The organism is Streptomyces sp. NPDC032161, from assembly GCF_040636995.1.
Taxonomy (GTDB): domain Bacteria; phylum Actinomycetota; class Actinomycetes; order Streptomycetales; family Streptomycetaceae; genus Streptomyces.
This window is the reverse complement of the sequence record NZ_JBEZVN010000029.1, coordinates 1-25,522: the sequence shown is the minus strand read 5'-3', so window position 1 is coordinate 25,522 and position 25,522 is coordinate 1. Positions and strand designations below refer to the sequence as shown.

General features: G+C 72.6%; 20 protein-coding genes and 1 pseudogene. 12 read left to right on the top strand and 9 right to left on the bottom strand.

Annotation, left to right across the window (positions count from 1 at the left end; genetic code table 11):
• The first annotated feature begins 56 nt into the window (after positions 1-56).
• On the top strand, positions 57-1,040 hold the full coding sequence (locus tag AB0E67_RS29440; RefSeq protein WP_362032156.1) for an iron-siderophore ABC transporter substrate-binding protein: 984 nt from the start codon (positions 57-59) through the stop codon (positions 1,038-1,040).
• Between the two features lie 214 nt (positions 1,041-1,254).
• On the opposite strand, the gene AB0E67_RS29435 is transcribed toward AB0E67_RS29440, so the two are convergent.
• On the bottom strand, positions 1,255-2,532 hold the full coding sequence (locus tag AB0E67_RS29435) for a hypothetical protein (protein WP_362032154.1): 1,278 nt from the start codon (positions 2,530-2,532) through the stop codon (positions 1,255-1,257).
• A gap of 134 nt (positions 2,533-2,666) precedes the next feature.
• On the opposite strand from AB0E67_RS29435, the gene AB0E67_RS29430 reads away from it, so the two are divergent.
• On the top strand, positions 2,667-5,312 hold the full coding sequence (locus AB0E67_RS29430) for a helicase-associated domain-containing protein (RefSeq protein WP_362032152.1): 2,646 nt from the start codon (positions 2,667-2,669) through the stop codon (positions 5,310-5,312).
• On the opposite strand, the gene AB0E67_RS29425 is transcribed toward AB0E67_RS29430, so the two are convergent.
• Positions 5,225-5,746: an ATP-binding protein gene (locus AB0E67_RS29425; RefSeq protein WP_362032151.1), complete on the bottom strand. Its 522-nt coding sequence runs from the start codon at positions 5,744-5,746 to the stop codon at positions 5,225-5,227. The two genes, AB0E67_RS29430 and AB0E67_RS29425, sit on opposite strands and share 88 nt — an antisense overlap.
• A 263-nt stretch (positions 5,747-6,009) precedes the next feature.
• Between AB0E67_RS29425 and AB0E67_RS29420 the strand changes: the two genes are divergently transcribed.
• The gene (locus tag AB0E67_RS29420; protein ID WP_362032149.1) at positions 6,010-7,653 is read left to right on the top strand and encodes a DNA repair helicase XPB; all 1,644 of its coding nucleotides are present in this window, start codon (positions 6,010-6,012) and stop codon (positions 7,651-7,653) included.
• 96 nt (positions 7,654-7,749) lie between these two features.
• Here the strand turns inward: AB0E67_RS29420 and AB0E67_RS29415 are convergent, their stop codons facing one another.
• A complete protein-coding gene (locus AB0E67_RS29415) occupies positions 7,750-7,941 on the bottom strand; it encodes a hypothetical protein (protein WP_362032147.1) in 192 nt (63 codons plus the stop codon).
• A gap of 517 nt (positions 7,942-8,458) precedes the next feature.
• Between AB0E67_RS29415 and AB0E67_RS29410 the strand changes: the two genes are divergently transcribed.
• Positions 8,459-10,567: a UvrD-helicase domain-containing protein gene (locus AB0E67_RS29410; RefSeq protein ID WP_362032145.1), complete on the top strand. Its 2,109-nt coding sequence runs from the start codon at positions 8,459-8,461 to the stop codon at positions 10,565-10,567.
• Between the two features lie 337 nt (positions 10,568-10,904).
• Here AB0E67_RS29410 and AB0E67_RS29405 read toward each other — a convergent pair whose 3' ends face one another.
• Positions 10,905-11,594, bottom strand: a complete 690-nt coding sequence (locus AB0E67_RS29405) for a copper homeostasis protein CutC (protein WP_362032143.1) — start codon at positions 11,592-11,594, stop codon at positions 10,905-10,907.
• A gap of 253 nt (positions 11,595-11,847) precedes the next feature.
• Here AB0E67_RS29405 and AB0E67_RS29400 point away from each other — a divergent pair, with 253 nt between their 5' ends.
• Positions 11,848-14,136: a heavy metal translocating P-type ATPase gene (locus tag AB0E67_RS29400; RefSeq protein WP_362032141.1), complete on the top strand. Its 2,289-nt coding sequence runs from the start codon at positions 11,848-11,850 to the stop codon at positions 14,134-14,136.
• Positions 14,137-14,374: 238 nt separating this feature from the next.
• On the top strand, positions 14,375-15,058 hold the full coding sequence (locus tag AB0E67_RS29395) for a hypothetical protein (protein ID WP_362032139.1): 684 nt from the start codon (positions 14,375-14,377) through the stop codon (positions 15,056-15,058).
• 126 nt (positions 15,059-15,184) lie between these two features.
• Here AB0E67_RS29395 and AB0E67_RS29390 read toward each other — a convergent pair whose 3' ends face one another.
• A complete protein-coding gene (locus tag AB0E67_RS29390; protein WP_362032137.1) occupies positions 15,185-16,345 on the bottom strand; it encodes a transposase in 1,161 nt (386 codons plus the stop codon).
• A gap of 90 nt (positions 16,346-16,435) precedes the next feature.
• Between AB0E67_RS29390 and AB0E67_RS29385 the strand changes: the two genes are divergently transcribed.
• Both AB0E67_RS29385 and AB0E67_RS29380 read left to right on the top strand, forming a co-directional pair.
• A complete protein-coding gene (locus AB0E67_RS29385; protein ID WP_362032136.1) occupies positions 16,436-16,645 on the top strand; it encodes an Arc family DNA-binding protein in 210 nt (69 codons plus the stop codon).
• Between the two features lie 121 nt (positions 16,646-16,766).
• Positions 16,767-18,059 carry a Cmx/CmrA family chloramphenicol efflux MFS transporter gene (locus AB0E67_RS29380; RefSeq protein ID WP_362032134.1) on the top strand — a complete coding sequence of 431 codons (1,293 nt, stop codon included), beginning with the start codon at positions 16,767-16,769 and terminating at the stop codon, positions 18,057-18,059.
• 66 nt (positions 18,060-18,125) lie between these two features.
• On the opposite strand, the gene AB0E67_RS29375 is transcribed toward AB0E67_RS29380, so the two are convergent.
• Both AB0E67_RS29375 and AB0E67_RS29370 read right to left on the bottom strand, forming a co-directional pair.
• A complete protein-coding gene (locus tag AB0E67_RS29375; RefSeq protein ID WP_362032133.1) occupies positions 18,126-18,458 on the bottom strand; it encodes a DUF4031 domain-containing protein in 333 nt (110 codons plus the stop codon).
• A complete protein-coding gene (locus AB0E67_RS29370; RefSeq protein ID WP_073789203.1) occupies positions 18,455-18,823 on the bottom strand; it encodes a hypothetical protein in 369 nt (122 codons plus the stop codon). Before AB0E67_RS29370 ends, AB0E67_RS29375 begins: the two co-directional genes overlap by 4 nt.
• 171 nt (positions 18,824-18,994) lie before the next feature.
• Here AB0E67_RS29370 and AB0E67_RS29365 point away from each other — a divergent pair, with 171 nt between their 5' ends.
• The 3 genes from AB0E67_RS29365 (at position 18,995) to AB0E67_RS29355 (ending at position 22,759) form a co-directional block, all read left to right on the top strand.
• Entirely contained in the window at positions 18,995-19,912 is a 918-nt protein-coding gene (locus tag AB0E67_RS29365) for a MurR/RpiR family transcriptional regulator (protein ID WP_362032131.1), read from the top strand.
• Positions 19,913-20,055: 143 nt separating this feature from the next.
• Positions 20,056-21,117, top strand: a complete 1,062-nt coding sequence (murQ, locus tag AB0E67_RS29360) for an N-acetylmuramic acid 6-phosphate etherase (RefSeq protein ID WP_362032129.1) — start codon at positions 20,056-20,058, stop codon at positions 21,115-21,117.
• Positions 21,118-21,157: 40 nt separating this feature from the next.
• Positions 21,158-22,759 carry a PTS transporter subunit EIIC gene (locus tag AB0E67_RS29355; RefSeq protein WP_362032127.1) on the top strand — a complete coding sequence of 534 codons (1,602 nt, stop codon included), beginning with the start codon at positions 21,158-21,160 and terminating at the stop codon, positions 22,757-22,759.
• A gap of 656 nt (positions 22,760-23,415) precedes the next feature.
• Here AB0E67_RS29355 and AB0E67_RS29350 read toward each other — a convergent pair.
• Positions 23,416-23,661 carry a hypothetical protein gene (locus tag AB0E67_RS29350; RefSeq protein ID WP_362032126.1) on the bottom strand — a complete coding sequence of 82 codons (246 nt, stop codon included), beginning with the start codon at positions 23,659-23,661 and terminating at the stop codon, positions 23,416-23,418.
• 371 nt (positions 23,662-24,032) lie between these two features.
• Positions 24,033-24,869, bottom strand: coding sequence for a nucleotidyltransferase domain-containing protein (locus AB0E67_RS29345; protein ID WP_362032124.1), 837 nt, complete (start codon positions 24,867-24,869; stop codon positions 24,033-24,035).
• A 175-nt stretch (positions 24,870-25,044) separates the two neighbouring features.
• Here AB0E67_RS29345 and AB0E67_RS29340 point away from each other — a divergent pair.
• A pseudogene (locus tag AB0E67_RS29340) lies at positions 25,045-25,428 on the top strand (adenosine deaminase); the annotation flags it as partial.
• Positions 25,429-25,522: the final 94 nt, after the last annotated feature.

Genomic DNA, 25,522 nt, shown 5'->3' with positions numbered 1-25,522 from the left:
GCCCGGCCCGTACCGGCGAGCACCCCGCACTCGACACCCTCGATGAAAGGCCGACCATGACCACCCTCGCCTGGCGCCGGGGCCTCTCCCTCGGCGCGCTCGCCCTGACCGGCGCGCTCGCGCTCTCCGCCTGCGGTTTCTCGGACTCCGGCGGCTCCTCCGATTCCGGTGGTGACGCCGCCTCCGCCAAGACCCACACCGTCAAGACGGCCATGGGCGACGTGAAGGTCCCCGTGGACCCCCGGCGCGTCGTGGTCCTCGACACCGGTGAGCTGGACTCCGCGCTCAGCCTCGGCGTGCGGCCGGTCGGCGCGACGCACTCGGCGACGGAGGACGGCTTCCCCGCCTACCTGCCCGCCGAGAAGACCAAGGGCATCGAGGTGGTCGGCGAGATCGCCAACCCCAACCTGGAGACCGTCGCCTCGCTGAAGCCCGACCTGATCCTGACCAGCAAGGTCCGTGACGGCGACCGTTACGAGCAGCTCAGCGCGATCGCCCCCACCGTGATGACGGAATCCACCGGCTCCGCCTGGAAGCAGAACTTCCAGCTGCACGCGCAGGCCCTCGGCAAGGAGAACGAGGCGAAGAAGGTCGTCGCCGCGTACGACGCCCAAGTCGCGGAGATCACGAAGGCGCTCGGCGGCAAGGAGAAGGCCGCCGCGACCGAGGTCAACTTCGTCCGGTTCGTCGAGGGCGCCGACATCCGCATCTACGGCAAGCAGAACTACATCGGCTCGATCCTCGGCGACCTCGGCCTCGGCCGCCCGGCCATCACCGACAAGGCCAAGGACGGCTTCTCGTACGACGTGTCCCCCGAGAAGATCGACCTCGCGGACGCGGACGTCATCTTCACGTCCACGTACGGCAGCCCGGAGAAGGCGGGGACGAAGAAGACGATGGACGGCGGCCTGTGGAAGGGGCTGAAGGCGTCGAAGGCCGGAAAGGTCTTCGAGGTCGACGACCGCCTGTGGATCGCGGGCATCGGCTACACGGCCGCGGACAGGATCCTCGACGAGCTGCGGACGGACATGACGAAGTGACCGGCGGGCTGGCGCGCTGCCACGCTGACGCGGTGACGCGGTGCCACGCTGACGCGGTGACACGGTGACACGTCAACAAAATGGCGGGCGAACCCGGCCCGCGTGACCTGTCGGGCTGTGTGGTCCGTGGGGCCCATGCGGTCTGCATGGGCCCCACGGAGCCCGCGTGAACGACACGGGAGTGGCCCCACGTGGTCGGCCCGGCCCGTCGGCCTCACCCGGCCCGTCGACGCGCCCGCCAGACCAGGAACGCCGCCGAGGCCACCGCGGCCGTCCGGACCGTCACCGGCCACATCCCGCCCATCGCCTCCGCCAGGCCGTCCTGCGCGATCGGCTCTCCCCAGCGGCCCTCCATGCGGCCCCAGAGCCAGACGATCCCGCCCGCCACGACCACGCCCGGCAGGCCCATCGCCGCCCATTTGGCCTCGGCGCGGGACAGCGTGCGCGAGCTGTACGCGAGCAGCCAGCCGCCCGCCAGGGCCAGCCAGGAGCCCAGCACCGCGCCCGCGATCAGCAGCGCGGCGGCGACCAGCAGCAGCGGGTGGGAGAACCCGCCCCTCCGCGCCGCGCCCTCCTCCGCCTCGCGCGGGGCGCGGCGGAGCAGTCCGAGGAGCCGACGGCGCGGCGGCGCCGCCTCGTCGGGGTCGGCACCCTCGTCGGAGGACTCCTCCTCGTCCACCCCGTCCGCGTGCTCGTCCCTGGCCGTACGGGGGCGTGGGACGGTGTCCCCGGCCGACGGCGGGCGCATCATGGCCGGGATCTCGACACCCCCGGTGAACCCGGGCACGTCGACCCCGGCGCCGAAGGGTCCCGGCTCGACCAGCCACCAGTCGGGTTCGCCGCCGGACGGACCCAGTTCGTCCGTCCCCGCCATGTGCGGCGGCGAGGGGACCCGTCCGGCCATCGGCGGCGGGGCCTCGTGGTTCGCCGGGCCCTCCGGGGCTTCCGGTTCCTCCGGACCACCGCCCTCGCGCTCCCGGCCGTCCCGGCCGTCCCGGCCTTCCCAGCTGTCCTGGCCGTCCCGGCTCTCCCGCCCCTCCCGGCTTCCCCGACCGCGCCGTCGGTCGTCCGGGCTCTGCGGCCCGGCGGCCGACACCTCAGCACCCGTGCCGGCCCCCGGCTCCGTCCCCGTACCGGTACCGGAAGCCGCCCGTGCCGCCCCCCTGCCGAAGACGTCCTTCCTCAGCAACCCCCTGCGCGTCTCACGGGGAGCGGGGACAGCACGTTCCGGCCGCTCGGGGGGCGGCTCCACCGGTCCGTCGCCCGGCTCGGCGGCCGCGGCGACCAGTTCATCCGGCGTGCCGAGCCTGCCGATGATGCGCCGGACGGCCGCCGGCGTGTCCGCCGGCTGCTCACGGCGCTGCCGGTCGATCTCGCCCCGGAGCGTCGACACGAGCCTCATCCGCGTGCCCGAGGGCAGTTGTTGCTGCTGTGCCAGGTCGCCGACCCGGCTCAGATAGTCGTAGACGAGCTGGTCGCTCTCGATCCCCACGCGCTGGTTCCCCTCCTGCCGCCGCCCTGCACCGCCGACGGTAGCGCCCCGACCCGCCGGGAGCGACCGCTACGGAACGCGGGGCGACGCCGGATGGAGGCTCCCCGCCACGGACTACGACTACGGTGGGACGGATGGGGACGACCACACCACCACGGACGCTCGCCGAGGCCCTCCGCGCCCGGGACGACGAGTCGCTGGCGGGGCTGCTGCGTGCCCGCCCCGATCTCCTCACCCCCGTGCCCAACGACATCACCCAGCTCGCGACGAGGGCCGGTACCCGCGCCTCCGTCGTACGGGCGCTGGAACGCCTCGACCGGTTCGCGCTCCAGACCGCCGAGGCGCTCGCCGTGGCCCCCGACCCCGCTTCGTACGAGACGCTGCTCGGCCTGCTCACCGGCGACGGCCACAGCGACGGGCAGGACACCGAAGACCCGGGCACCGGCGCCCGGGACACCGAAGGCCGGAACGGCGGCGACAAGCAGCAGGACGGCGGACGGCCGCACGGCGACGGTCACGGCGAACGGCACGACGCCGCGCACACCCGCACCACCGCCGAGGCGCTCACCGAGGCGATCACGGACGCGCTGCCCGCCGCCCTGGGCACCCTGCGCGAACAGGCCCTCGTGTGGGGCGAGGACGACCGGCTGCGCCTGGTCCGCACCGCGCGTGAACTCCTCGCCCCGTCCCCGCGGCACCCCTCCCCGACCGGCCTGGGCCCGACCGTCGCGGAGGCCACCGCAGGCATGTCGCCCGGCCGTCTCCAGGAGATCCTGGCCGCCGCCGGGCTGACCGCGACCCATGACCCGGTCTCCGCCGTGGCGGCCCTGACCGGTCTCTTCACGGACCGGGCCGCCATGGCCGAACTCCTGGACACCGCCCCGGCCGAGGCCCTGTCCGTCCTGGACCGGCTGGTGTGGGGGCCGCCGTACGGGGAGGTCACCCCGAATCCCGCCCCGCCCGTGCGGTGGCTGCGCGACCGCGGCCTGCTACTGCCCGTGTCGGCCCGCACCGTGGTGCTGCCCCGCGAGGCCGCCCTGCACCTGCGGGCCGGACGCGCCCACCGCGCACCGGAGCCGCGGCCGCCCGCCGTCGAAGCGGTCGCGCACCGCGATCCCCGGGCCGTGGACAGTGCCGCGGCCGGACAGGCGTTCCTGGCGGTGTCGACCGTCGAGGAACTGCTGAAGGGCTGGAACGGCGGCGGCCCCACGACGCTGCGGGCCGGCGGGATCGGCGTACGCGACCTGAAACGGACCGCCGCCGCCCTCGACGTCCCCGAACCGGTCGCCGCGTTCTGGATCGAACTCGCCTACGCGGCAGGGCTGGTGGCCTCCGACGGGGAGGCCGAGGAACGGTACGCTCCGACGCCCGCGTACGACGACTGGGCCGAACTCCCCGCCCAGGAACGCTGGGCGCACCTCGCCACCGCCTGGCTCGCCGCCACCCGGACCTCCGGCCTGGTCGGCGGTCAGGACGCCAAGGGCCGGGCCCTGTCCGCACTTGGCCCCGGGCTCGACCGCTCGGCCGCGCCCGAGGTGCGCCACCGGGTCCTCGCACTCCTCGCCGCCCTGGAACCGGGCACCGCCCCCGACCCGGGCACCGTCCTCGCCCGGCTCCGCTGGGAACGCCCCCTGCGCGGTGCCGCCGCGTCCCCTTCCCCTGCCGCCACCGGTTCCTCCTCCCCCACCGGTTCCGGCTCCGACGGGGACACGGGGGACCTGCGGACCCGGATCGCCCTGTGGACGCTGAACGAGTCCGAACTCCTCGGCATTACCGGCCGCGGCGCGCTCGCCTCGCAGACCCGGGCCCTGCTCGCGTCCGGCCCCGCCGAGGCCGCCGCGCTGCTCGCCCCGCTGATCCCCGAGCCGCTGGACCACGTCCTGCTCCAGGCCGACCTGACGGCCGTCGCGCCCGGCCCGCTGGAACGCCCGCTGGCCGACACGCTCTCCGTGCTGGCGGAGATCGAGTCGAAGGGCGGCGCCACCGTCTACCGGTTCACGCCCGGGTCCGTACGTCGCGCCCTGGACGCCGGGCGGTCGGCCGCCGACCTGCACGCGTTCCTCGCCACGCACAGCCGCACGCCGGTGCCGCAGCCGCTCAGCTACCTCATCGACGACGTGGCCCGCCGCCACGGCCATCTGCGGATCGGCGCCGCCTCCTCGTACGTGCGCTGCGACGACGAGACCGTGCTGAACGAGATCCTCGCCGACAAGCGCGCGTCCGCCCTGCGCCTGCGCCGCCTCGCCCCGACGGTCCTGGCCGCCCCGGTCGACCCGGCGTCCCTGCTCGAAGGGCTGCGCGACATGGGCTACGCTCCGGCCGCCGAGTCGGCCGAGGGTGATGTCCTGATCACTCGCGCGGGCGCCCACCGCACCCCGCCCCGCACAGCCCCCGCCCCCGTGCCCGAGGGACCCCCGGTCCCCGACCCCACCCTGCTCGGCGCCGCGATCCGGGCGATCCGCGCCGGGGACGCCGCCGCGACCGCGCCCCGCAAGGAACGGGACCAGGACTCCGACGCCCCGCCCGCACCGCCCGGCTCGCTGCCCCGCACGTCCGCCGCCGAGACCCTCGCCACCGTCCAGGCCGCCGCGCTGACCGGCTCGGCGCTCTGGATCGGCTACGTCAACGCCGAGGGCGCCGCGAGCCAGCACGTCATCGCCCCGGTGAAGGTCGAGGGCGGCTACGTGACGGCCTACGACCACACGGCGGACGGCGTCCGCACGTACCCGCTGCACCGCATCACGGGCGTGGCCGAACTGGCCGACGATGCGACGCCGTGAACACCGGTCCGGACATTCCGGCCGAGCAGAGCTGCCTCGTGTGTACTGAACACCAGCTGGGCTCCGGCCCGATTGGTCTCGGGCGACTGGAACACGCCGACCAGAGCATCCACGAGATACGGGTGCAGACGCGCGTCCAACTCGTCCACGCAGAGAACACCCCCCTCCGACAACGTGGTGATCACCGGGCCGATGAGGCCGATCCACGTCCGCGTCCCACTCGATTCGTATGCGAGGTCGAGAGGGAAAACGCCATCTGCCGTGCGGTGCTCGACACGCACGCGCTTGCCGTGATCGTGCTGGATCCGGACCTTGTCCCCCAGCACGTCCCTGAGCGCCCGGGTGATCCGCTCGTGCTCCTCCCGCGCCGCAGCGTCCTGCTCCTTGATCTCGAGTCCGGACACACCGAGGTCCGCGAAGCGGAGGAGAGCCATCGCGGATTCCGCAGTATGCCCCGCACCGTCGGCGAGGCACAGCTTCACCGTGTGGTCGAGCCTGACAGTCTCACCTCGGCGCGCTCCGGATGGCGATCGGTGGCGACGAGCGGTCGTCCGCCTCCACGTGCCCCCGGCGCTCCCGGTGCCCGCGTCCGGCCCGGGCCTTGTGGCGCACGACCCACGCACCCGGCCCGCACATGCGGCAGACTGGACGTTTGGCCGTTCCCGGCCGCTCCCCGCAGCAGAAAGGGCCGACGCGCGTGACCGGACCCCTCATCGTCCAGAGCGACAAGACACTGCTCCTCGAAGTCGACCACGACATGGCCGATGCCTGCCGTCGCGCCATCGCGCCGTTCGCCGAGCTGGAGCGGGCGCCCGAGCACATCCACACCTACCGGCTGACTCCGCTCGGGCTGTGGAACGCGCGCGCCGCCGGGCACGACGCCGAGCAGGTCGTCGACGCGCTCGTGCAGTACTCGCGCTACCCGGTTCCGCACGCGCTGCTTGTCGACATCGCCGAGACGATGGCCAGGTACGGCCGCCTCACGCTCTCCAAGCACCCGGTGCACGGACTCGTGCTGACCTCCACGGACCGCCCGGTGCTGGAGGAAGTGCTGCGGTCGAAGAAGGTCCGGCCGCTGGTGGGGGCGCGGATCGACCCGGACACGGTGGCCGTGCACCCGTCGGAGCGCGGGCAGATCAAGCAGACGCTGCTGAAGCTGGGCTGGCCCGCCGAGGACCTGGCCGGTTACGTCGACGGCGAGGCGCACGCCATCGAGCTCGACCAGGACGGCTGGGCGCTGCGGCCCTACCAGGAGCAGGCCGTCGAGGGGTTCTGGCACGGCGGCTCCGGTGTCGTGGTGCTGCCCTGCGGCGCGGGGAAGACGCTGGTCGGGGCCGGTGCGATGGCGCGGGCCAAGGCGACCACGCTGATCCTGGTGACGAACACCGTCTCGGCCCGGCAGTGGAAGCACGAGCTGGTGAAGCGGACCTCGCTGACCGAGGACGAGATCGGCGAGTACAGCGGTACGCGCAAGGAGATCCGGCCGGTCACCATCGCCACGTACCAGGTACTGACGACCCGCCGCAAGGGCGTCTACCCGCACCTGGAGCTGTTCGACTCCCGCGACTGGGGCCTGGTGGTCTACGACGAGGTGCATCTGCTGCCCGCGCCCGTCTTCAAGTTCACCGCCGACCTCCAGGCCCGGCGGCGCCTCGGGCTCACCGCGACCCTCGTGCGCGAGGACGGCCGCGAGTCGGACGTGTTCTCGCTGATCGGGCCGAAGCGGTTCGACGCCCCGTGGAAGGAGATCGAGGCGCAGGGTTACATCGCGCCCGCCGACTGCGTCGAGGTACGGGTCGATCTGACGGACTCGGAACGGCTCGCCTACGCGACCGCGGAGGCCGAGGAGAAGTACCGGTTCTGCGCGACGACCGAGACGAAGCGCAGGGTGGCCGAGGCGCTGGTGCGCAAGCACAAGGGCGAGCAGACCCTGGTCATCGGGCAGTACATCGACCAGCTCGACGAGCTGGGCGAACACCTGGACGCGCCGGTGATCAAGGGCGAGACGACCAACGCCCAGCGGGAGAAGCTGTTCGACGCGTTCCGCGAGGGCGAGATCAGCGTCCTGGTGGTGTCGAAGGTCGCGAACTTCTCGATCGACCTCCCGGAGGCGACGGTCGCCATCCAGGTGTCGGGGACGTTCGGCTCGCGGCAGGAGGAGGCGCAGCGGCTCGGCCGGGTGCTGCGGCCGAAGGCGGACGGGCACGAGGCCCGGTTCTACTCGGTGGTGGCCCGCGACACGATCGACCAGGACTTCGCGGCGCACCGCCAGCGTTTTCTGGCCGAACAGGGGTACGCGTACCGGATCGTCGACGCCGACGAGCTGCTGAGCGGCGGCTGATTCCCGTCCGGGGAGCGGCGGGTCCTCCTCGTTACGGGAGCGGCTGGTCCTCTCCTCGCTGCGGGGAGGCGACCGGGTGGTGGCTCGGCGCGCCGCTCAGCGGGTGCGGGTGCGGATGCCCGCCTCCTCGGCGTACTCGCCCATGACGACCACTCCGAAAGCGGCGCGGGCGTAGACCTTGACGGCGCGCAGGGCGTCGCCGAAGCGGTGGGTGTGCGGGTGACCGGTGGCCGCCGCCGTGCCGTGCGCGGGGCCGGTCCTGCGGGGGTTCAAGGTAACGGTGCTCATGTGTTCCATGGTCCTGCGCCCGATGCCCGCGGACATCGGCCCGCGGGCGGAACCGGCGGGCGGAACGCGTAGCCCTGGGGTCGTACGCGGTCGTCTCCACGACGGACCCGCGCGCCCCCGTCCCCTACGGGACGCGGCCCGCCGTCCCGGAGACGGCCCGGGTACCGGGAGACGGCCCGGGGCGACGCGGGGACCCCGGAATGGTCCCGTCGGCGGCCCTGGCGAAAACCGTTCGCCCCCGACCGGAACGGCCGATACAATCGCCGGTCTGCCCGCCTCCCGCACCGTGGTACCGGCCCGCGCCGGCAGCCGGGGGAGCGCCGCCGACCGGACGGAAACCGGCCGACATCCGTACGTACGCGCGCACCACCGTGTACGTACCCCGTGATCGATCCCCGAGCGGACCGCATCGCCCCACCCCGGCCCGGCCGTGCCGTGCCGAGCCGTGCCGGACCCGTACCGCGCGAGGGGTGATCCGCGGTCCGCCGTCCTGCGTTGAACAGCCGGAGGCAACACCGTGCCCGCGCACGAACACGAAAGCGTCACCACCGATCCGCTGGTCCGGGAGCGCGCCCATCTCGCCGCGTCCCGCTCCGCGTTGCGCGCCATGCGCGAGGACGTCCAGGCCCTCGACATCCGCGATGTCACCGCGAACTGGGTCAACGCGGCCGTTCTCCAGTCCCAGATCGACGAGCGCATCAAGTCCCTCGCCGATCTCGCCCACACCCCGCTCTTCTTCGGGCGTCTGGACTACCTGCACGAGGTGGGCGCCGATCAGGCCGAGGGGGCCGGGGGAGAGCGGTTCTACATCGGTCGCCGTCACGTCCACGACGCCGACGGCGACCCGATGGTCATCGACTGGCGCGCACCCGTCTCGCAGCCGTTCTACCGGGCGTCGAAGAAGGATCCGCAGGACGTCGGCCGACGCCGCCGCTTCGGGTACACCGGCGGTGAACTGACCGCGTACGAGGACGAGGACCTCACCGATCCGGCGGAGGCCGAGCGGACCAGCAGGCTCCTCCAGGCGGAGATCGAGCGGCCCCGTGTCGGTCCAATGCGGGACATCGTCGCGACGATCCAGCCCGAGCAGGACGAGATCGTCCGCAGCGGCCTGGGCGGGACGGTGTGCGTCCAGGGAGGTCCGGGGACCGGCAAGACCGCCGTCGGCCTGCACCGGGTCGCATACCTGCTCTACGCGCACCGCGAGCGGCTGGCCCGGACCGGGACGCTGGTCATCGGGCCGAACCGGTCGTTCCTCCACTACATCGAGCAGGTGCTCCCGGCCCTGGGCGAGCTGGAGGTGAAGCAGGCGACCGTCGACGACCTGGTGACCGCGGGCGCGGCGGGCGCGGTGGCGGGCGCGCCGGGCGCCGCGGGCATCGAGGTACGCGGTACGGACGCGGCGGAGGCCGCCGTCGTCAAGGGCGACGCCAGGATGGCCGAAGTGCTGCGGCGGGCCATCCGTTCGCACGTGACGATGCCGACCGAGCCGGTCGTGGTGGTGCGCGGTTCGCGCCGCTGGCGGGTGCCCGCGTACGAACTGGAGGAGATCGTCGCCGAACTGCTGGCCCGGGACATGCGGTACGGGGCCGCCCACGAGGCGCTCCCCCAGCGCATCGCGCACGCCGTGCTCGTCCGGATGGAGGAGGCGGGCGAGGCGCCCGACGACCGGGTGCAGAACGCGGTGGCCCGCAACCCGGCGGTGAAGGCGGCCGTGAAGGCGATCTGGCCGGCCGTCGACCCGGCCAAGCTGGTGCTGCGGCTGCTCTCGGACGCGGAGTTCCTGGCCGCGCACGCGGACGGGCTGCTCACCGAGGACGAGCGGAAGGCGATCCTGTGGGTGAAGCCCGCCCGGAGCGTGCGGTTGGCGAAGTGGTCAACCGCGGACGCGGTCCTGATCGACGAGGCGCGTGACCTGGTGACGCGGACGCACTCGCTGGGCCATGTGGTGCTCGACGAGGCGCAGGACCTGTCCCCGATGCAGTACCGGGCGGTGGGCCGCCGCTGTTCGACGGGTTCGGCGACGGTCCTCGGCGACCTGGCGCAGGGCACGACGCCGTGGTCCACGGAGAGCTGGACGCAGGCCCTGCGCCATCTGGGCAAGCCGGACGCGGTGGTGGAGGAGCTGACGGCAGGCTTCCGTGTGCCGCGCGAGGTGATCGCGTACGCGTCCCGGCTGCTGCCGGTGATCTCGCCGGGGCTCGCGGAGGTGGAGTCGGTGCGGGAGTCGCCGGGTTCGCTGGAGGTACGGGCGGTGGCCGGTCCGGCGGAGCTGGACGCGGCGGTGCTGGCGGCCTGCGAGGAGTCGCTGACCCGGGAGGGCTCGATCGGGCTGATCGCGGCCGACGCACGCGTTCCGGCGCTGGCCGAGGCGCTGACGGCCGCGGGCCACGCGTATCTCTCGCCCGGTGAGGAGACGTCGGCCGAGGCCCGGCTGACCCTCGTTCCGGCGTCGCTGGCGAAGGGTCTGGAGTACGACTACGTCGTGCTGGACGAGCCCGCGGCGGTGGTGGACGGCGAACCGGACACGCGCACGGGGCTGCGGCGGCTGTACGTGGCGCTGACCCGCGCGGTGTCCGGACTGACGGTCGTGCACGCGACGGCGCTGCCGGCCGAGTTGGCGTAACGGCCGGGGTACGGAGGCCGGTACGGCACGGGACCGGATACGGGGCTGGGTGCGGGACGGGGGCCGGTGCCGGTCCGGATACGGACCCGGGCACGGGGGCAGGGGCCGGTACCGGACCAGATACAGACCTGGCGGCACGGGGACAGAAGCCGGTGCCGGACCGGACGGAGCCCGGGTCCGGGACGGGGCCGGTACCGGACCGGGTGCGGGCGGGACGGCCCGTGGCCCGTACCCCGTCGAAGGCATCCGCCCATCGGGGCACCCGGCCGGCGGTGCCCCTCCCCGCTCACGCGTCGAGGACCCTCACGCCTCGGGGACCCTCACGCGTCGAGGACCGTCACGCGTCGAGGACCGTCCGCCACTCCCGTACCGCCGCCGCGTCCACCGGGCCCGACCAGCCCTGCGGGCGGGCCGCTCCACCGATGTGCACCGCGTCGATGCCCGCCGCCAGCAGCTCCGGCAGATGGTCCAGGCGGAGTCCGCCGCCCACCAGGATCCGCGGCTCGTAGCCGGGTTCGTCCTTGCGCGCCGCCTCGGCGACCAGGGTCGGGATGCCGTCGTCGACGCCCTTCGGGGAGCCCGCCGTGAGGTAGGTGTCCAGGCCGGGCAGGTCCGCCAGCTGCTTGCGCAGCGCGTCCCGGTCGGCGGCGCGGTCGATCGCCCGGTGGAACGTCCAGCGGCAGCCCTCCAGTTCGGCGACGAGCCGCTCGACGGCGACCAGGTCCGGGCCGCCCTCGGCGTCGAGGAAGCCGAGGACGAACTCCTCGGCGCCCGCCTCGCGCAGCTCACGTGCCCTGGCCACGAGGACGTCGGGATCACCGGCGGCGAAGCCGTCCGCCAGCCTGATCATCACCCGCAGCGGGATGTCCACCGCCGCCCGGATCTCCACGAAGGTCGCACAGGACGGGGTCAGGCCGTCCGCCGCCATGTCGGTGACCAGCTCAAGCCGGTCCGCACCACCCGCCTGGGCGGCGACCGCGTCCTCCGCGTCGAGAGCGATCACCTCCAGGACTGCACGGTTGCTCATCGGAACCCAATCCTCCAGGAAGCGGCAATAGGTCAACAGGTCTAGTCCAATGGCCAGCCTACGGGGAGATCACCCACGGACACAGCCCGAATGCGAGCCGAAGGGCCGTGAGCTCGGACGCATCCTGCCTCCGGACGCACGCACTCCCGGGCGGCCCGGGCATTTCCGTCTTGCGTTTAATAGGGGAGGGGGGTATACCTGAAGGAGTAGGCATACCCCCCAGGGGTATGAGGTCTCCGCCAGGGAGGACATCGTGTCCGCGCATACCGCCACCACCGCCACCGGTTCCGGCACGGCCGCCGGCGCCACCGCAGAGGTCGAGCTCGCGATCGGCGGGATGACCTGCGCCTCCTGCGCGGCCCGCATCGAGAAGAAGCTCAACCGGATGGACGGGGTCGAGGCCACGGTCAACTACGCCACCGAGAAGGCCAAGGTCAGCTACCGGGGCGAGGACATCTCCGTACAGGACCTGATCGCCACCGTCGAGAAGACCGGTTACACGGCACACGAACCCGCTCCCCCGGTACGCACCGAGGACTCCCCCGCCGAGGGTGCGGAGGACGACGAGCTGCGGCCGCTGCGGCAGCGGCTGGTCACCGCCGTCGCCCTCGCCGTGCCGGTGATCGCCCTGTCGATGGTTCCGGCGCTCCAGTTCGACTACTGGCAGTGGCTCGCGCTGACGCTGACGGCTCCGGTCGTCACGTACGCCGCCTGGCCGTTCCACCGGGCCGCCTGGACCAACGCCCGGCACGGGGCGGCGACGATGGACACGCTGATCTCGGTCGGCACCTCGGCCGCGTTCCTGTGGTCGGTGTGGGCGCTGTTCTTCGGTACGGCCGGGATGACCGGCATGACCCACCCCTTCGAGCTGACGATCGGCCGCAGCGACGGCGCCGGGAACATCTACCTGGAGGCCGCCGCCGGGGTCACCGCCTTCATCCTCGCCGGGCGCTACTTCGAGGCCCGCTCCAAGCGGAAGGCGGGCGCGGCCCTCAAGGCGCTCCTCGAACTGGGCGCCAAGGAGGTCACCGTGCTGCGCGGCGGCCGTGAGGTGACCGTGCCGACGGCCGAACTCCAGGTCGGCGACCGCTTCCTGGTCCGTCCCGGCGAGAAGATCGCCACCGACGGCATCGTCGTGGAGGGCGCCTCGGCCGTGGACGCGTCGATGCTCACGGGTGAGTCGGTGCCGGTGGAGGTCGGGGTCGGCGACTCGGTCACGGGGGCCACGCTCAACGCGGGCGGCCGGCTGGTCGTCGAGGCGACCCGGATCGGCGCCGACACGCAGCTGGCCCGGATGGCCAGGCTCGTCGAGGACGCGCAGAACGGCAAGGCGGCGGCACAGCGCCTCGCGGACCGGATCTCGGCCGTCTTCGTCCCGGTCGTCATCGCGCTCGCGCTCGGCACGCTCGGTTTCTGGCTCGGCAACGGGGCGGGGCTGACCGCGGCGTTCACGGCCGCCGTGGCCGTACTGATCATTGCCTGCCCGTGCGCCCTGGGCCTGGCCACCCCGACCGCCCTCATGGTCGGCACCGGCCGCGGCGCCCAGCTCGGCATCCTGATCAAGGGCCCCGAAGTCCTGGAGACCACCCGCCGCGTCGACACCATCGTCCTGGACAAGACCGGCACCGTCACCACCGGCCGCATGACCCTCCTCGACGTCCACACCACCACGGACACCACCGAGACCGAAGTCCTGCGCCTCGCCGGCGCCCTGGAACACTCCTCCGAACACCCCATCGCCCAGGCCGTCGCCACCGGCGCCACCGAACGCACCGGCACCCCCCTCCCCACCCCCGAGGACTTCACCAACGTCCCCGGACTCGGCGTCCAGGGCATCGTCGACGGCCACGCCGTCCTCGTCGGCCGCGAACAACTGCTCGCGGAGTGGGAGATCCACCTGCCGGTCGAGCTGGCCCGGCAGAAGGCCGAGGCGGAGGCGGCGGGCCGGACGGCCATCGCGGTCGCCTGGGACGGCGAGGCGCGTGCGGTCCTGGAGGTCGCCGACGCGGTGAAGGACACCAGCGCGGAGGCCATCGAGCGGCTGCGGGCCCTCGGCCTGACCCCGATCCTGCTGACGGGCGACAACCGGGCGGTGGCCGAGGCCGTCGCGGCCGAGGTCGGGATCGACACGGTGTACGCGGAGGTCATGCCCGAGGACAAGGTCGACGTCGTCAAGGAACTCCAGTCCCAGGGGCGCTCCGTCGCCATGGTCGGCGACGGCGTGAACGACGCGGCGGCGCTCGCCCAGGCCGACCTGGGCCTGGCGATGGGTACGGGAACGGACGCCGCGATCGAGGCCGGTGACCTGACCCTGGTGCGCGGGGACCTGCGGGCCGCGGCGGACGCCATCCGGCTCGCCCGCCGGACGCTGGGCACCATCCGAACCAACCTGTTCTGGGCCTTCGCCTACAACGTGGCCGCCCTGCCGCTCGCCGCGGCCGGACTGCTCAACCCGATGATCGCGGGCGCTGCGATGGCGTTCTCTTCGGTCTTCGTGGTCGGCAACTCGCTGCGGCTGCGGGGGTTCCGGGCCGCGTCGTAGGCCCTTCCCCTCCCGCCCCGACGGGGCCCGCCCGGCCGCTTCCAGGCCCGGCGGGCCCCGTCGCGCGTGTCCGCGAATCCCGGCCGACGACAACGGCAACAGCCACACGGCAGCGGCGGCGGCAGCGATGGTCATCGGCGGAGGCCGTCGGTGGTGACGGCGGCGGCGACGGCAGCAGTGGCGGCAATCAGCGCCGTGCGCCCGCCAGGGATTGCGGGACAGCCCTTAGGGTCGGGCCATGACCGAGAGTTCACGCGGACACAGCGCCCACGAGGAGGACGACGCCGAGGCCCGGCTCCGCGACCGCTGGCGGGAGACGCTCGTCGCCGCCCGGCGCGGGGCTCCCGGACCCGATCCGGGGCCGTACGCGGACAATCTGCTGTCCCGATGGGCCGAGCCTCAGCGGCGTTACCACACCACCGCGCACCTGATCGCGGTGCTCGACCACGTCGACACGCTCGCCGCGTACGCGGCCGACGCGGACGCCGTGCGTCTGGCCGCCTGGTTCCACGACGCGGTGTACCGGCCCGACCGGTCCGAGAACGAGGAACGCAGCGCCGCCCTCGCCGAACGCGCCCTGCCCGAGGCGGGCGTACCCGACGACGTCACCGCGGAGGTGGCCCGGCTCGTCCGGCTCACCGTCACCCACGATCCGGCGGACGGCGACGCCGACGGCGAAGTGCTGTGCGACGCCGACCTCGCGATCCTGGCGGCGCCCCCGAAGGAGTACGCCGCCTACGCGGCACAGGTGCGCGAGGAGTACGACTTCGTGCCCGACGACGCGTTCCGGGAGGGGCGGACGACCGTACTGCGTCAACTGCTCAGCCTGCCCTGCCTGTTCCGCACGCCGTACGGGACGGAGCACTGGGAGCCCCGCGCGCGGCAGAACCTGCTGACCGAGCTGGAGTTGCTCGACCGCTGAGGCACGTTCGCCCGACGACGGGCAGGAGCACCGGATGACGGGCCGGGGCACGGCCGGCGCACGCACCGCACCGTACATGGCGGGTGTTTGCCATCCTCCCCTCCCCGGAGGGAGGGGATTCCTGACTCAGGCTGCCGCCCGGAGCAGCGCCCCGGGCGGGCTTGCACCCTCAGCATCAGCCGGGTTGAGACCAGCCCGGACCAGCATCACGCGTGCGGAGTTCTTGTCCCTCGGGGACTCGGCTCCGCACGCGGTGCAGGTGTACGTTCGTTCCGACAGCGGAAGTGCCTGCTTGGCTCTCGCACCGCACTGCGCGCAGTCCATCGTGGTGTGTTTGGGGTTCACGAGACGGACATCCCACCCGTGCTTGCGGCCCATCTCCACCAGGGCCGCCTTCGTGGCGCCGATGGCAGCATCCGCAGCCTTGCGTGCCATCGTCGACTTCGCGAGGAACTTCGGCTTGAAGTCCTCCACGGCAATCACGTCGTGGTCGCGGACAACCTTCTTCGCCCACTTGCGGGCCGTGTCCTGACGCTGACGGGCAACCTTCTTGTGGAGCTTCGCGACCTGCCGCTTCGCCGCCCTGTGCCCCCTCGATCCGGCCTGGCCGCGTTTCGGCTGACGGCGGGCCAGCAACCGCTGATAGTGCGCCAGACGCTGCTGCGCCTTCTTCCCGTGCTCGGCATGCGGAAGGTCATGGTCGTCCGAAGTGGTGGTGGCGGTCTCCTTCACGCCCCAGTCGACACCGATCGCGCGGCCGGCCTCCGGCAGCGGTTCGGCCCGCGCGGGTACGACAAAGGACGCATACCAGTGGCCGAGGCTCTCGCGGTACACGCGCACACTCGAAGGGTTGGCGGGCAGGTCTCGCGACCACACCACGGTCAGCACGATCCCGCCGGCCAGGTGCAAGCGGCCGTCCTTCAGACGGAAGCCGCGCTTGGTGTAGTTCAGCGACGGATCAGCTTCACGCTTCTTCTTCCACTTGGGCATCCCGGCACGCTGCCGCACCGGCAGCCGGTCCTTGATGTCCTTCAGCGCCTTTGCCCGGGACTTGCCGAAGTGCCGGATGATCTGCTGCTGCGGCACCGAGGAGCCCTCGGCCAGCCACGGTGATTTCTTGCGGGCCCCGGTCAGCATCTTGTCGAGCTGCGCCGAGCCGCAGGTCTGCTCCTCGCCGGTGGCCTTGCTGTACTGGTGCACTTGTTTGGACTTGGCGACGCACTCGTTCCAGATCCACCTGCACCGGCCCCATTCGGCTTCGAGCAGGCGCACGGCGGTCGACGACACGCGGAGCCGGTAGGTGTACCGGGCGTACCCGGCATCCTCGGCAGTCTTTCAGTGTCGCCACAGGCCCCATGATGGCCCTATAATAGGGCCATGGTCAAGTTGAATCTCAGAATCCCCGACGACCTTCACGCGCAGCTGACCGCCCAGGCCACCGCGGACCGGCGGTCCCTCAACTCCGAGATCCTGCACCTGATCGAGGTCGGCCTCGCCGCCATTGCTCCCGAGACGCCGGATCGCCCTGACGGCGATCCGGCCGCCCATGCCCCGCTGCGCGGGAAGCCGGATTCCTCCCCGGCCTGAAGGCCGGGGCATCCTCCGGTTTTCAGGTGACACCTGCGTAAAAGCGCCGTCGGAGGGAATGACTCGACGGCGAGGGCGGTTGTCAGCAGTCATGCTCGACTCCGCCGCTCGTCCTTCCCGTATGCCCCTGGCCGTCTACATCCTCGGTCTCTCCGTCTTCGCCCTGGGCACCAGCGAGTTCATGCTCTCCGGTCTGCTGCCGCCGATCGCCGACGACATGAACGTGTCCATCCCCCGTGCCGGACTGCTCATATCCGCCTTCGCGATCGGCATGGTGATCGGCGCCCCGCTGCTCGCCGTGGCCACCCTGCGACTGCCGCGCCGCACCACACTCATCTCCCTCATCTCCGTCTTCGGCCTCGGACAGGTCGTGGGCGCACTGGCGCCGACGTACGAGGTGCTGTTCGCGTCGCGGATCGTGAGCGCCTTCGCCTGCGCCGGATTCTGGGCGGTGGGTGCGGCGGTCGCCATCGCGATGGTGCCGATGAACGCGCGGGCCCGCGCGATGGCCGTGATGATCGGCGGCCTGTCGATCGCCAACGTGCTGGGCGTGCCCCTGGGGGCCCTGCTCGGCGAGAACCTCGGCTGGCGTTCGGCGTTCTGGGCCGTGGGCGCGGCGTCCGCCGTGGCGCTGGTCGGCGTGGTGACGCTGATCCCCCGCATTCCGCTGCCGGAGCGCAAGCCGCGGCTCAGGGAGGAGTTGGTCATCTACCGGGACCGTCAGGTGTGGCTGTCGATCGTGATCACGGCCCTTGCCGCAGGCGGTGTCTTCTGCGCGTTCAGCTACCTGGCCCCGCTGCTCACGGATGTGGCCGGGCTGGACTCCGGGTGGGTGCCGACGGTGCTCGCGCTGTTCGGGATCGGTGCGCTGGTCGGTACGGCGATCGGCGGCCGGGTCGCGGACGCGCATCTCTTCGGGGTGCTGATGAGCGGCATCGCGGCCTCGACGGTGTTCCTGGTCGCGCTGGCGCTGCTCGCGTCGTACCAGGTGGCCGCGATCGGGCTCTCGTTCCTGCTGGGCGTGTCCGCGTTCTACACGGCCCCGGCGCTCAACGCCCGGATGTTCAACGTCGCGGGCGCCGCGCCGACGCTGGCCGGCGCGACCACGACCGCCGCGTTCAACCTGGGCAACACGGGCGGCCCCTGGCTGGGCGGTGCCGTGATCGACGCCGACCTCGGTTTCGCGGCGACCGCGTGGGCGGGAGCGGCCATGACCGTGCTGGCGCTGGTGGCCGTGGTGTTCTCGCTGAGGCTGCACGGTCGTGGGGGCAGGTCCCTGCGGGTGACCGGCTCACCCGCCGCGAAGGCGTCGGCATCGACGACGTCCACGGCTTCGACCACGTCCACGGCTTCGCCTTCGGTCTCGGCCTCGGCCTCGGAGGTGGGCGCGGAGACGGGCACCACCGGGGCCTGAGCGCCCTGGATGCCCTGGGACGGGCACGGTCCGGCGGCTACGTCCCCGTCAGTGGGCCCGTCCCACTCAGTGGGCCCGGGGGACCGGAACCGGAGCCGGGACCGGGACCGGAGCCGGGACCAGGGCCGGGATCGGGGCCGGACGCCCCTTGGGCCGTCTCAGCCCGGCGGCCGTGAGCCGCCGGACGAGTTCCTTCGAGTCGATCTCCTTCGCCCCGGCACGCACCGCGTCCTCGTAACGCGACTCCGGTACGTCGTAGTGGTCCCGGTCGAACGCGCCCCCCGGGCAGCCGATGGACTCCGCGAAGGCGTGCAGTTCCTCGAAGGACACGTCACTGACCAGGTGCGACCAGAGCCGCCCGTGCCCCGGCCACTGCGGCGGGTCGATGTAGACCGTCACCGGCGCGCTATCCCGCCCAGCGAACCGACCGGCGCCACGGCGACGGCCGCCTTCGTGCACACCCAGTGCGGGTCCGGGCCCAGCTCCGGCTCGACGTCCAGGGCATGCGGGTCGCCCGCGTCGCAGACCGGGCAGAGCGGCCAGCGCCCGTACCGTTCGAGCAGCGCGTCCTGCACGTCCTGAGCGACCAGACCGACGACGAACGCGACGCCCTCGGGCCACTGCTCGACCCACCAGCGGCGATGCGTCACCGCGTCCTCGACCAGCGAGACGATCCCGGCCTCGGCGACGCCGCCCGCGGCGAGATCGGCCATCACCAGTGCGCGGGCCGTATGCAACGCCTGTTCCAAGGGATTCATCTCCATACGCCCATTGTCACCCGACCCGCGAGGCCGTCGGCTCGCGAGCGGACTCCCCTCTTCGGCGGTCCCCTGCCCGGAAACCAGCTTCCGGGCAGGGGCCGAAAAGCGACTCCCGGGCACGGGACCGCCGAAGAGGGGGTTGACGGACCCTCGGGTTGAAAATATCTTTCAAATGTGACCAACGACCTGAAGGAAAGTTTCAGCGCCGACTCCCCGCCCGCCCCTGCGGCCCTCGCGGCCAAGGTGCGTACGCTCGCGCCGTCGATGACCCGCTCCATGCAGCGTGTCGCCGAAGCCGTCGCGGGTGATCCCGCCGGTTGCGCCGCCCTGACGGTCACCGGTCTCGCCGAGCTCACCGGCACCAGCGAGGCGACGGTGGTCCGTACGGCCCGCCTCCTCGGCTACCCCGGCTACCGCGATCTGCGCCTCGCCCTCGCCGGCCTCGCGGCGCACCAGCAGTCGGGCCGGGCGCCGTCCGTCACCGCCGACATAGCGGTCGACGACCCCATCGCCGACGTGGTCGCGAAGCTGGCCTACGACGAGCAGCAGACCCTCGCCGACACGGCCGCCGGGCTCGACACGGTCCAGCTCGGTGCCGCCGTGGCCGCCGCCTCCGCCGCGCGCCGCATCGACATCTACGGCGTGGGCGCCTCCTCCCTCGTCGGCCAGGACCTGGCGCAGAAGCTGGCCCGTATCGGCCTGATCGCGCACTCCCACACGGACCCGCACCTTGCGGTGACCAACGCCGTGCAGCTGCGTTCCGGCGATGTCGCCATAGCGATCACGCACTCCGGTTCCACCGTCGATGTCATCGAGCCGCTGCGGGTCGCCTTCGACCACGGCGCGACGACGATCGCGATCACCGGCCGCCCCGACGGCCCCGTGACGCAGTACGCCGATCACGTGCTGACCACGTCCACCGCCCGCGAGACCGAGCTGAGACCCGCCGCGATGTCGAGCCGCACGAGTCAACTGCTCGTCGTCGACTGCCTGTTCGTGGGAGTCGCGCAGCGCACCTACGAAACGGCCGCCCCCGCCCTCGCCGCCTCCTACGAGGCACTGGCCCACCGCCACACCCCACGCCCGCGCTGACGCCCGGGCCGGCCCGGGCGCCTCGCAGCACATCCGTACCGCGACCACCCGCCCCAGGCCCCGCACCCGCACCCGCACCCGCACCCGCACCCGCACCCGCGAAACCGTACGAGACCGAGAAAGAGAAAGCAGAGCCTTCCTCCATGACCTCCACGACCGACGCCGACCGTACGGGCGCCGAAGCCACCTCCCCCGCCGGGTACGGAGAACTCCGCGCCCAGCTCGACACGCTCACCACCGAGGCGTTCCGCCCTGAGCTGGCCGAGATCGACCGGCTGGGCACGCTCGAAATCGCCCGGATCATGAACGGCGAGGACCAGTCGGTCCCGGCCGCCGTCGGCGCCCGGCTGCCCGAGATCGCCGCGGCGATCGACGGCACGGCGGAGCGCATGGCCCGGGGCGGTCGGCTGATCTACGCGGGCGCGGGCACCGCGGGCCGGCTCGGTGTGCTGGACGCCAGCGAGTGCCCGCCCACCTTCAACACCGACCCGTCCCAGGTCGTCGGCCTGATCGCGGGCGGCCCGTCCGCCATGGTCAAGGCCGTCGAGGGCGCCGAGGACAGCAAGGAGCTGGCCGCCGCCGATCTGGAGGCCCTGGGGCTCACCGCCGACGACACGGTGGTCGGCATCTCCGCCTCCGGCCGCACGCCGTACGCGATCGGCGCCGTCGAGCACGCCCGCACCAAGGGCGCGCTGACCATCGGGCTGTCCTGCAACGCGGGCTCGGCGCTGGCCGCCGCGGCCGAGCACGGCATCGAGGTCGTCGTCGGCCCCGAACTGATCACCGGCTCCACCCGGCTCAAGGCCGGTACGGCCCAGAAGCTCGTCCTCAACATGATCTCGACGATCACGATGATCCGGCTCGGCAAGACGTACGGGAACCTGATGGTCGACGTCCGCGCCTCCAACGACAAGCTGCGCGCACGCTCCCGCCGGATCGTCTCCCTCGCCACCGGCGCGTCCGACACCGAGATCGAGGCCGCGCTCACCGCGACCGACGGCGAGGTGAAGAACGCCATCCTCGCCATCCTCGGCCAGGTCGACGGCCCCACGGCCGAGAGCCTGCTGGCCGCGTCCGGCGGCCATCTCCGGGCCGCCCTCGCCGCCGCCCCACGAACCACCGAAACCGCCGGCACCGCTGGCACAACCAGCACGACCAGCACGACCAGCACAACCGAAACCAGCCGAACCACCAGCACCACCTGAACCATCGGCACCACCCCCGCACAGCAAGGCACCCCGCACCATGGCACCAGAAGACAAGAACCGCGCCACCGCCGCCGCGATCCTTCCGCTCGTCGGTGGCGCCGCGAACGTCGACTCCATCGCCCACTGCATGACCCGGCTCCGGCTGGGTCTGCACGACCGCTCGCTCGTCGACGACGAGGCCCTGAAGGCGATACCCGCCGTCATGGGCGTGGTCGAGGACGACACGTACCAGATCGTCCTCGGCCCGGGCACCGTCGCCCGGGTCACACCGGAATTCGAACGGCTGGTGGAGGAGGGCAAGGAGGCCGCCACCCCGGCGCCCGCGTCCGCCCCCACCACCGGGCCCGCCCCCGCACCCGATCCCGCCTCCGCGTCCGCTTCGGAGGCCGCCTCCGCGGAGGAACTGGCCTCTCAGGGCGCGGCGATGAAGGCGGCGCGCAAGGCGAAGAACGCCACCCCGTTCAAGCTCTTCCTGCGCCGGATCGCGAACATCTTCGTCCCGCTGATCCCGGCACTCATCGGCTGCGGCATCATCGCGGGTCTCAACGGCCTGCTGGTGAACCTGGGCTGGCTGACCTCGGTCACGCCCGCGCTCGCCGCGATGGCGTCCGGGTTCATGGCGCTGATCGCCGTGTTCGTGGGGTTCAACGCGGCGAAGGAGTTCGGTGGTACGCCGGTCCTGGGCGGCGCGGTCGCGGCGATCATCGTCTTCCCGGGCGTCGCGAACATCGAGGCGTTCGGCCAGAAGCTCTCCCCCGGACAGGGCGGTGTGCTGGGCGCGCTCGGCGCGGCGGTGCTCGCGGTGTACGTGGAGAAGTGGTGCCGCCGCTGGGTGCCCGAGGCGCTGGACGTCCTGGTCACCCCGACACTCACGGTCCTGGTCTCCGGCCTGGTGACGATCTTCGGCCTGATGTTCGTGGCCGGCGAGGTCTCCACCGCGATCGGTTCGTTCGCCGACTGGCTGCTCGCCAACGGCGGCGCGGGCGCGGGCTTCGTGCTCGGCGGCCTGTTCCTGCCCCTGGTGATGCTGGGCCTGCACCAGGCGCTCATCCCGATCCACACCACCCTGATCGAGCAGCAGGGCTACACGGTCCTGCTCCCGATCCTCGCGATGGCGGGCGCCGGCCAGGTCGGTGCGGCCGTGGCGGTCTACTTCCGGCTGCCCCGCAACGGCTCGGTCCGCCGCACGATCAAGTCCGCCCTCCCTGCCGGTCTGCTCGGCGTCGGTGAGCCGCTGATCTACGGTGTCAGCCTCCCGCTGGGCCGCCCGTTCATCACGGCGTGCGTGGGCGGCGCGTTCGGCGGCGGCTTCATCGGCCTGTTCAACCAGCTCGGGGACAAGGTCGGCTCCACGGCCATCGGCCCCTCCGGCTGGGCCCTGTTCCCGCTCCTCGACGGCAACCGCGGTCTGGGCACCACGGTCGCGATCTACGGCGGCGGGCTGCTGGTCGGCTACCTGGCCGGCTTCCTCGCCACGTACTTCTTCGGCTTCGGCAAGGAACTGCTGGCCGAGTTCAACGTCTCGCAGGAACCGGCGGGTGCCACGGCCTCCGGTGCCCCCGGCACCGCCACGGGCACGGCACCGGCCCCGGCCCCTGGTCCGGGGCCGGACCAGGCAAAGGAACCCGCGGGCCTGTGACCAGGTGAACGACACGGAGAGGGCGGCACCCGTTCCGGGTGCCGCCCTCTCCACCGTCCGGTCACCCCGCGGTCTTCGTCCGATCGCCCTCCGGTCTTTGTCCGGCGCGCGTCGGGTCGCTGCCCGGCCCCGTCCCGTCCCGTCCCGTCACACAGGGAAATCACCCCTGAGCAGCGTCGTGCCGAAGGGCTCGGGGAGCCACAGGACCGCGCCCGGCCACCTGGCCTCCCGGGCACCAGGCCCCCTGACCGATCCGGCCGCCAGACCGCCCGCACCCCGCACATCCACCGTGCATCCCCGCAAGGGCCCAGGTCGGTCGCCGCACGGTGTCGGCCTGGGCCATCGGCGTGTCCCGCGTTCAGCGCGGGAGCCGCCCCTCCCGGTTGACCTCCGTCACCCGCGCCCGCAGCACCAGCCCCGGAGGCGCCGCCCGCACGAGGTGTGGCGGGCAGTCCCACTCCGCCCCGCCGCCCGGCGCCCGAAGTTGTACGTACGGCCCGACGCTCCCCATCACACGCCCCACCCGTCCGTCCCGCGCGTCCACCGCGAACGTCCCGGGCTCAGGCACCCCCGGTGACACCGACGCCCCCGGCAAAACCTGCGCACCGTGCGTCTCCTGCGCACCCCCCGAATCCTGGGCGCCCGGCTCGACGTCCTCACCGGTCATGTCCGGCCCTCCCCTCTGCCTCCAGCACCACGCTCAGCCGCAGCGCCGTGTCGAGGTTGCACCGGCCGAGCTCCACCAGCGGCGTGGGATCACTCCCGGCGCACGACACCGGATCGACCCGCAACGACGGCAGCGTGATCCCCACCCCCGAGAAACCTTCTTTCAACCGTGCCACCGCATCCTCCGCCGCCCGCACTTTCCCCTCCGCCGCTTCGCGCCGTTCCATCGTCGTCATGATCTATACCTTTCCACTCTGCGTAATGACAATGCATACCCAGAGTGTCCAACGCGCGACGAACCAGGAAGAGGCGCAGAAGCTACAACCGCACGTGTGTCACAGGGAGTTGTCATGCCGGGGCCCAGGGCGCGAGGCCGGACCGGCACGGAAGCCGGACGAACCACTGAATGATCCAATGGATGAACCGCTGCATGAACCACTGGGCGAGCCGCTGCACGCCCTCTCCTGGGCCGAGCCGCCGGGTGAACCGCTGAGGACCGGCGCCCGGGCCGTCGAGCTCGGGCCCGGACCGTCAACTTCGGCCCGGGCCACCGACTTCGGTGTGAACCGTCAACTTCGGCGCGGGCCGTCAACTTCGGCGCGGGCCGTCAACTTCGGCGCGGGCCGTCCAGAAGGCCGCTGATCTCGTCGTGGAGTCCGTACGGCAGACGGACGGCCCAGCGGTCGGCCGCCTCGGCGGCCAGCTCCCGGCTCCAGCGCCAGCTTTCGCGTGCCGCCCTGCACACCTCCGCCTCCCGGGCGGCGGAGGTGGTCGCCGTGTAACGATCACGGTCGGCGGCGGGCAGGTCGTGTTCCAGCGCCCGGCTCGGGGTGAGCCAGTGGGCGGTGCTGCCACGCAGCAGGCGGCAGAGCTGGAGCTGCTGCGGCGCCACGACGGTGTGCAGCAGGGCATGGGCTCGGGCGATCTCACCACGGGCCAGGACGTGGGCGAGCATGAGTGTCCAGTTCACCGACTCGTCGGTGAGCTGCTGGGCGGTGACGGCCGGCTCGGGCGGGCGGAACTCGGCCAGCTGCCGTGCCGCCCGGGTCAGGCGGCCGGTCCGGTCGAGCAGGACGGCGTCCTCGGGGCGGGGCAGGTGCACCATCCCCCGCCACGTGGGCACTTCCTCGATCCCGGCACCCGCGGCGGTCAGGTGGAACTCACCGCGCATCAGGTCGTCGAAGACCACGGCGAGGATTCCGTACATGTTGGTGTACGCCAGCTTGAGCGGAGCGAGCTGCCCGAGGAAGGCGGGACCGTCGAAATCGGGGAGCCGGTCGTCGTGGACGTAGAGGTACGCCTCGATGTCGGAGTGGGCGTCGGCCTCTCCCAGGGTCCAGGACCCGTAGAGCAGGACGCCTTCGAGACGGTCGTCGGCGTGGGCGATCCGCCGCAACCGGGCGATGCGGTCGTCGAGGGCGGGGCATGCGGAACGAACGGACATGACTGGTCGTGTCTCCTGAATCACGCGCGCCGGGCAGGCACGCTGACGAAGCCCGGCATCCGCCGGGCGGATCGGTGCGGATACCGCCGTCCGCTCAGGAGAAGTTGCAGCCCATGGCCGCCATCTTCGCAGAGCCCCCGCCGGGAACGCGTCGCCGCGTTCCGTCGCCCAGTTCTCACCCCGTGCGGTGACCCCGGCCGAGCAGCGGACCTCCGCCCACCTCGACTCGCTGCGGAACCGGCCGGAGCGGCTGAGCGCGTTCTTCAAAGCGCTGCCCAAGGGAGGTGATCTGCACAATCACTTATCGGGCGCGGCCACGACCGAGTTCCTGATCAAGCTCGCGGGCGAGAAGGGCCTGTGCATCGACGCCACGATGACGGCCGTGGCGCCGCCGTGCGGTCCTGGTACCCGGCCGGCCGCCGACGCGCGCACCGACGCGGCGTTCCGGCGGGAGATCATACGGGCCTGGTCGATGCAGGACTTCCCGGCCGGCCAGTCCGGGCACGACCGCTTCTTCGCCACGTTCGACAAGTTCGGGATGGCCACCTGGGACCGGGGCTAGTAGTGCTTGGTCAGGTTGGCCGTGGTGCGTGTCTTTCGGGTTCGATATCGCGTTGAGTGAGTGTGACTCCGGACGAGATGACTGCGGTGCG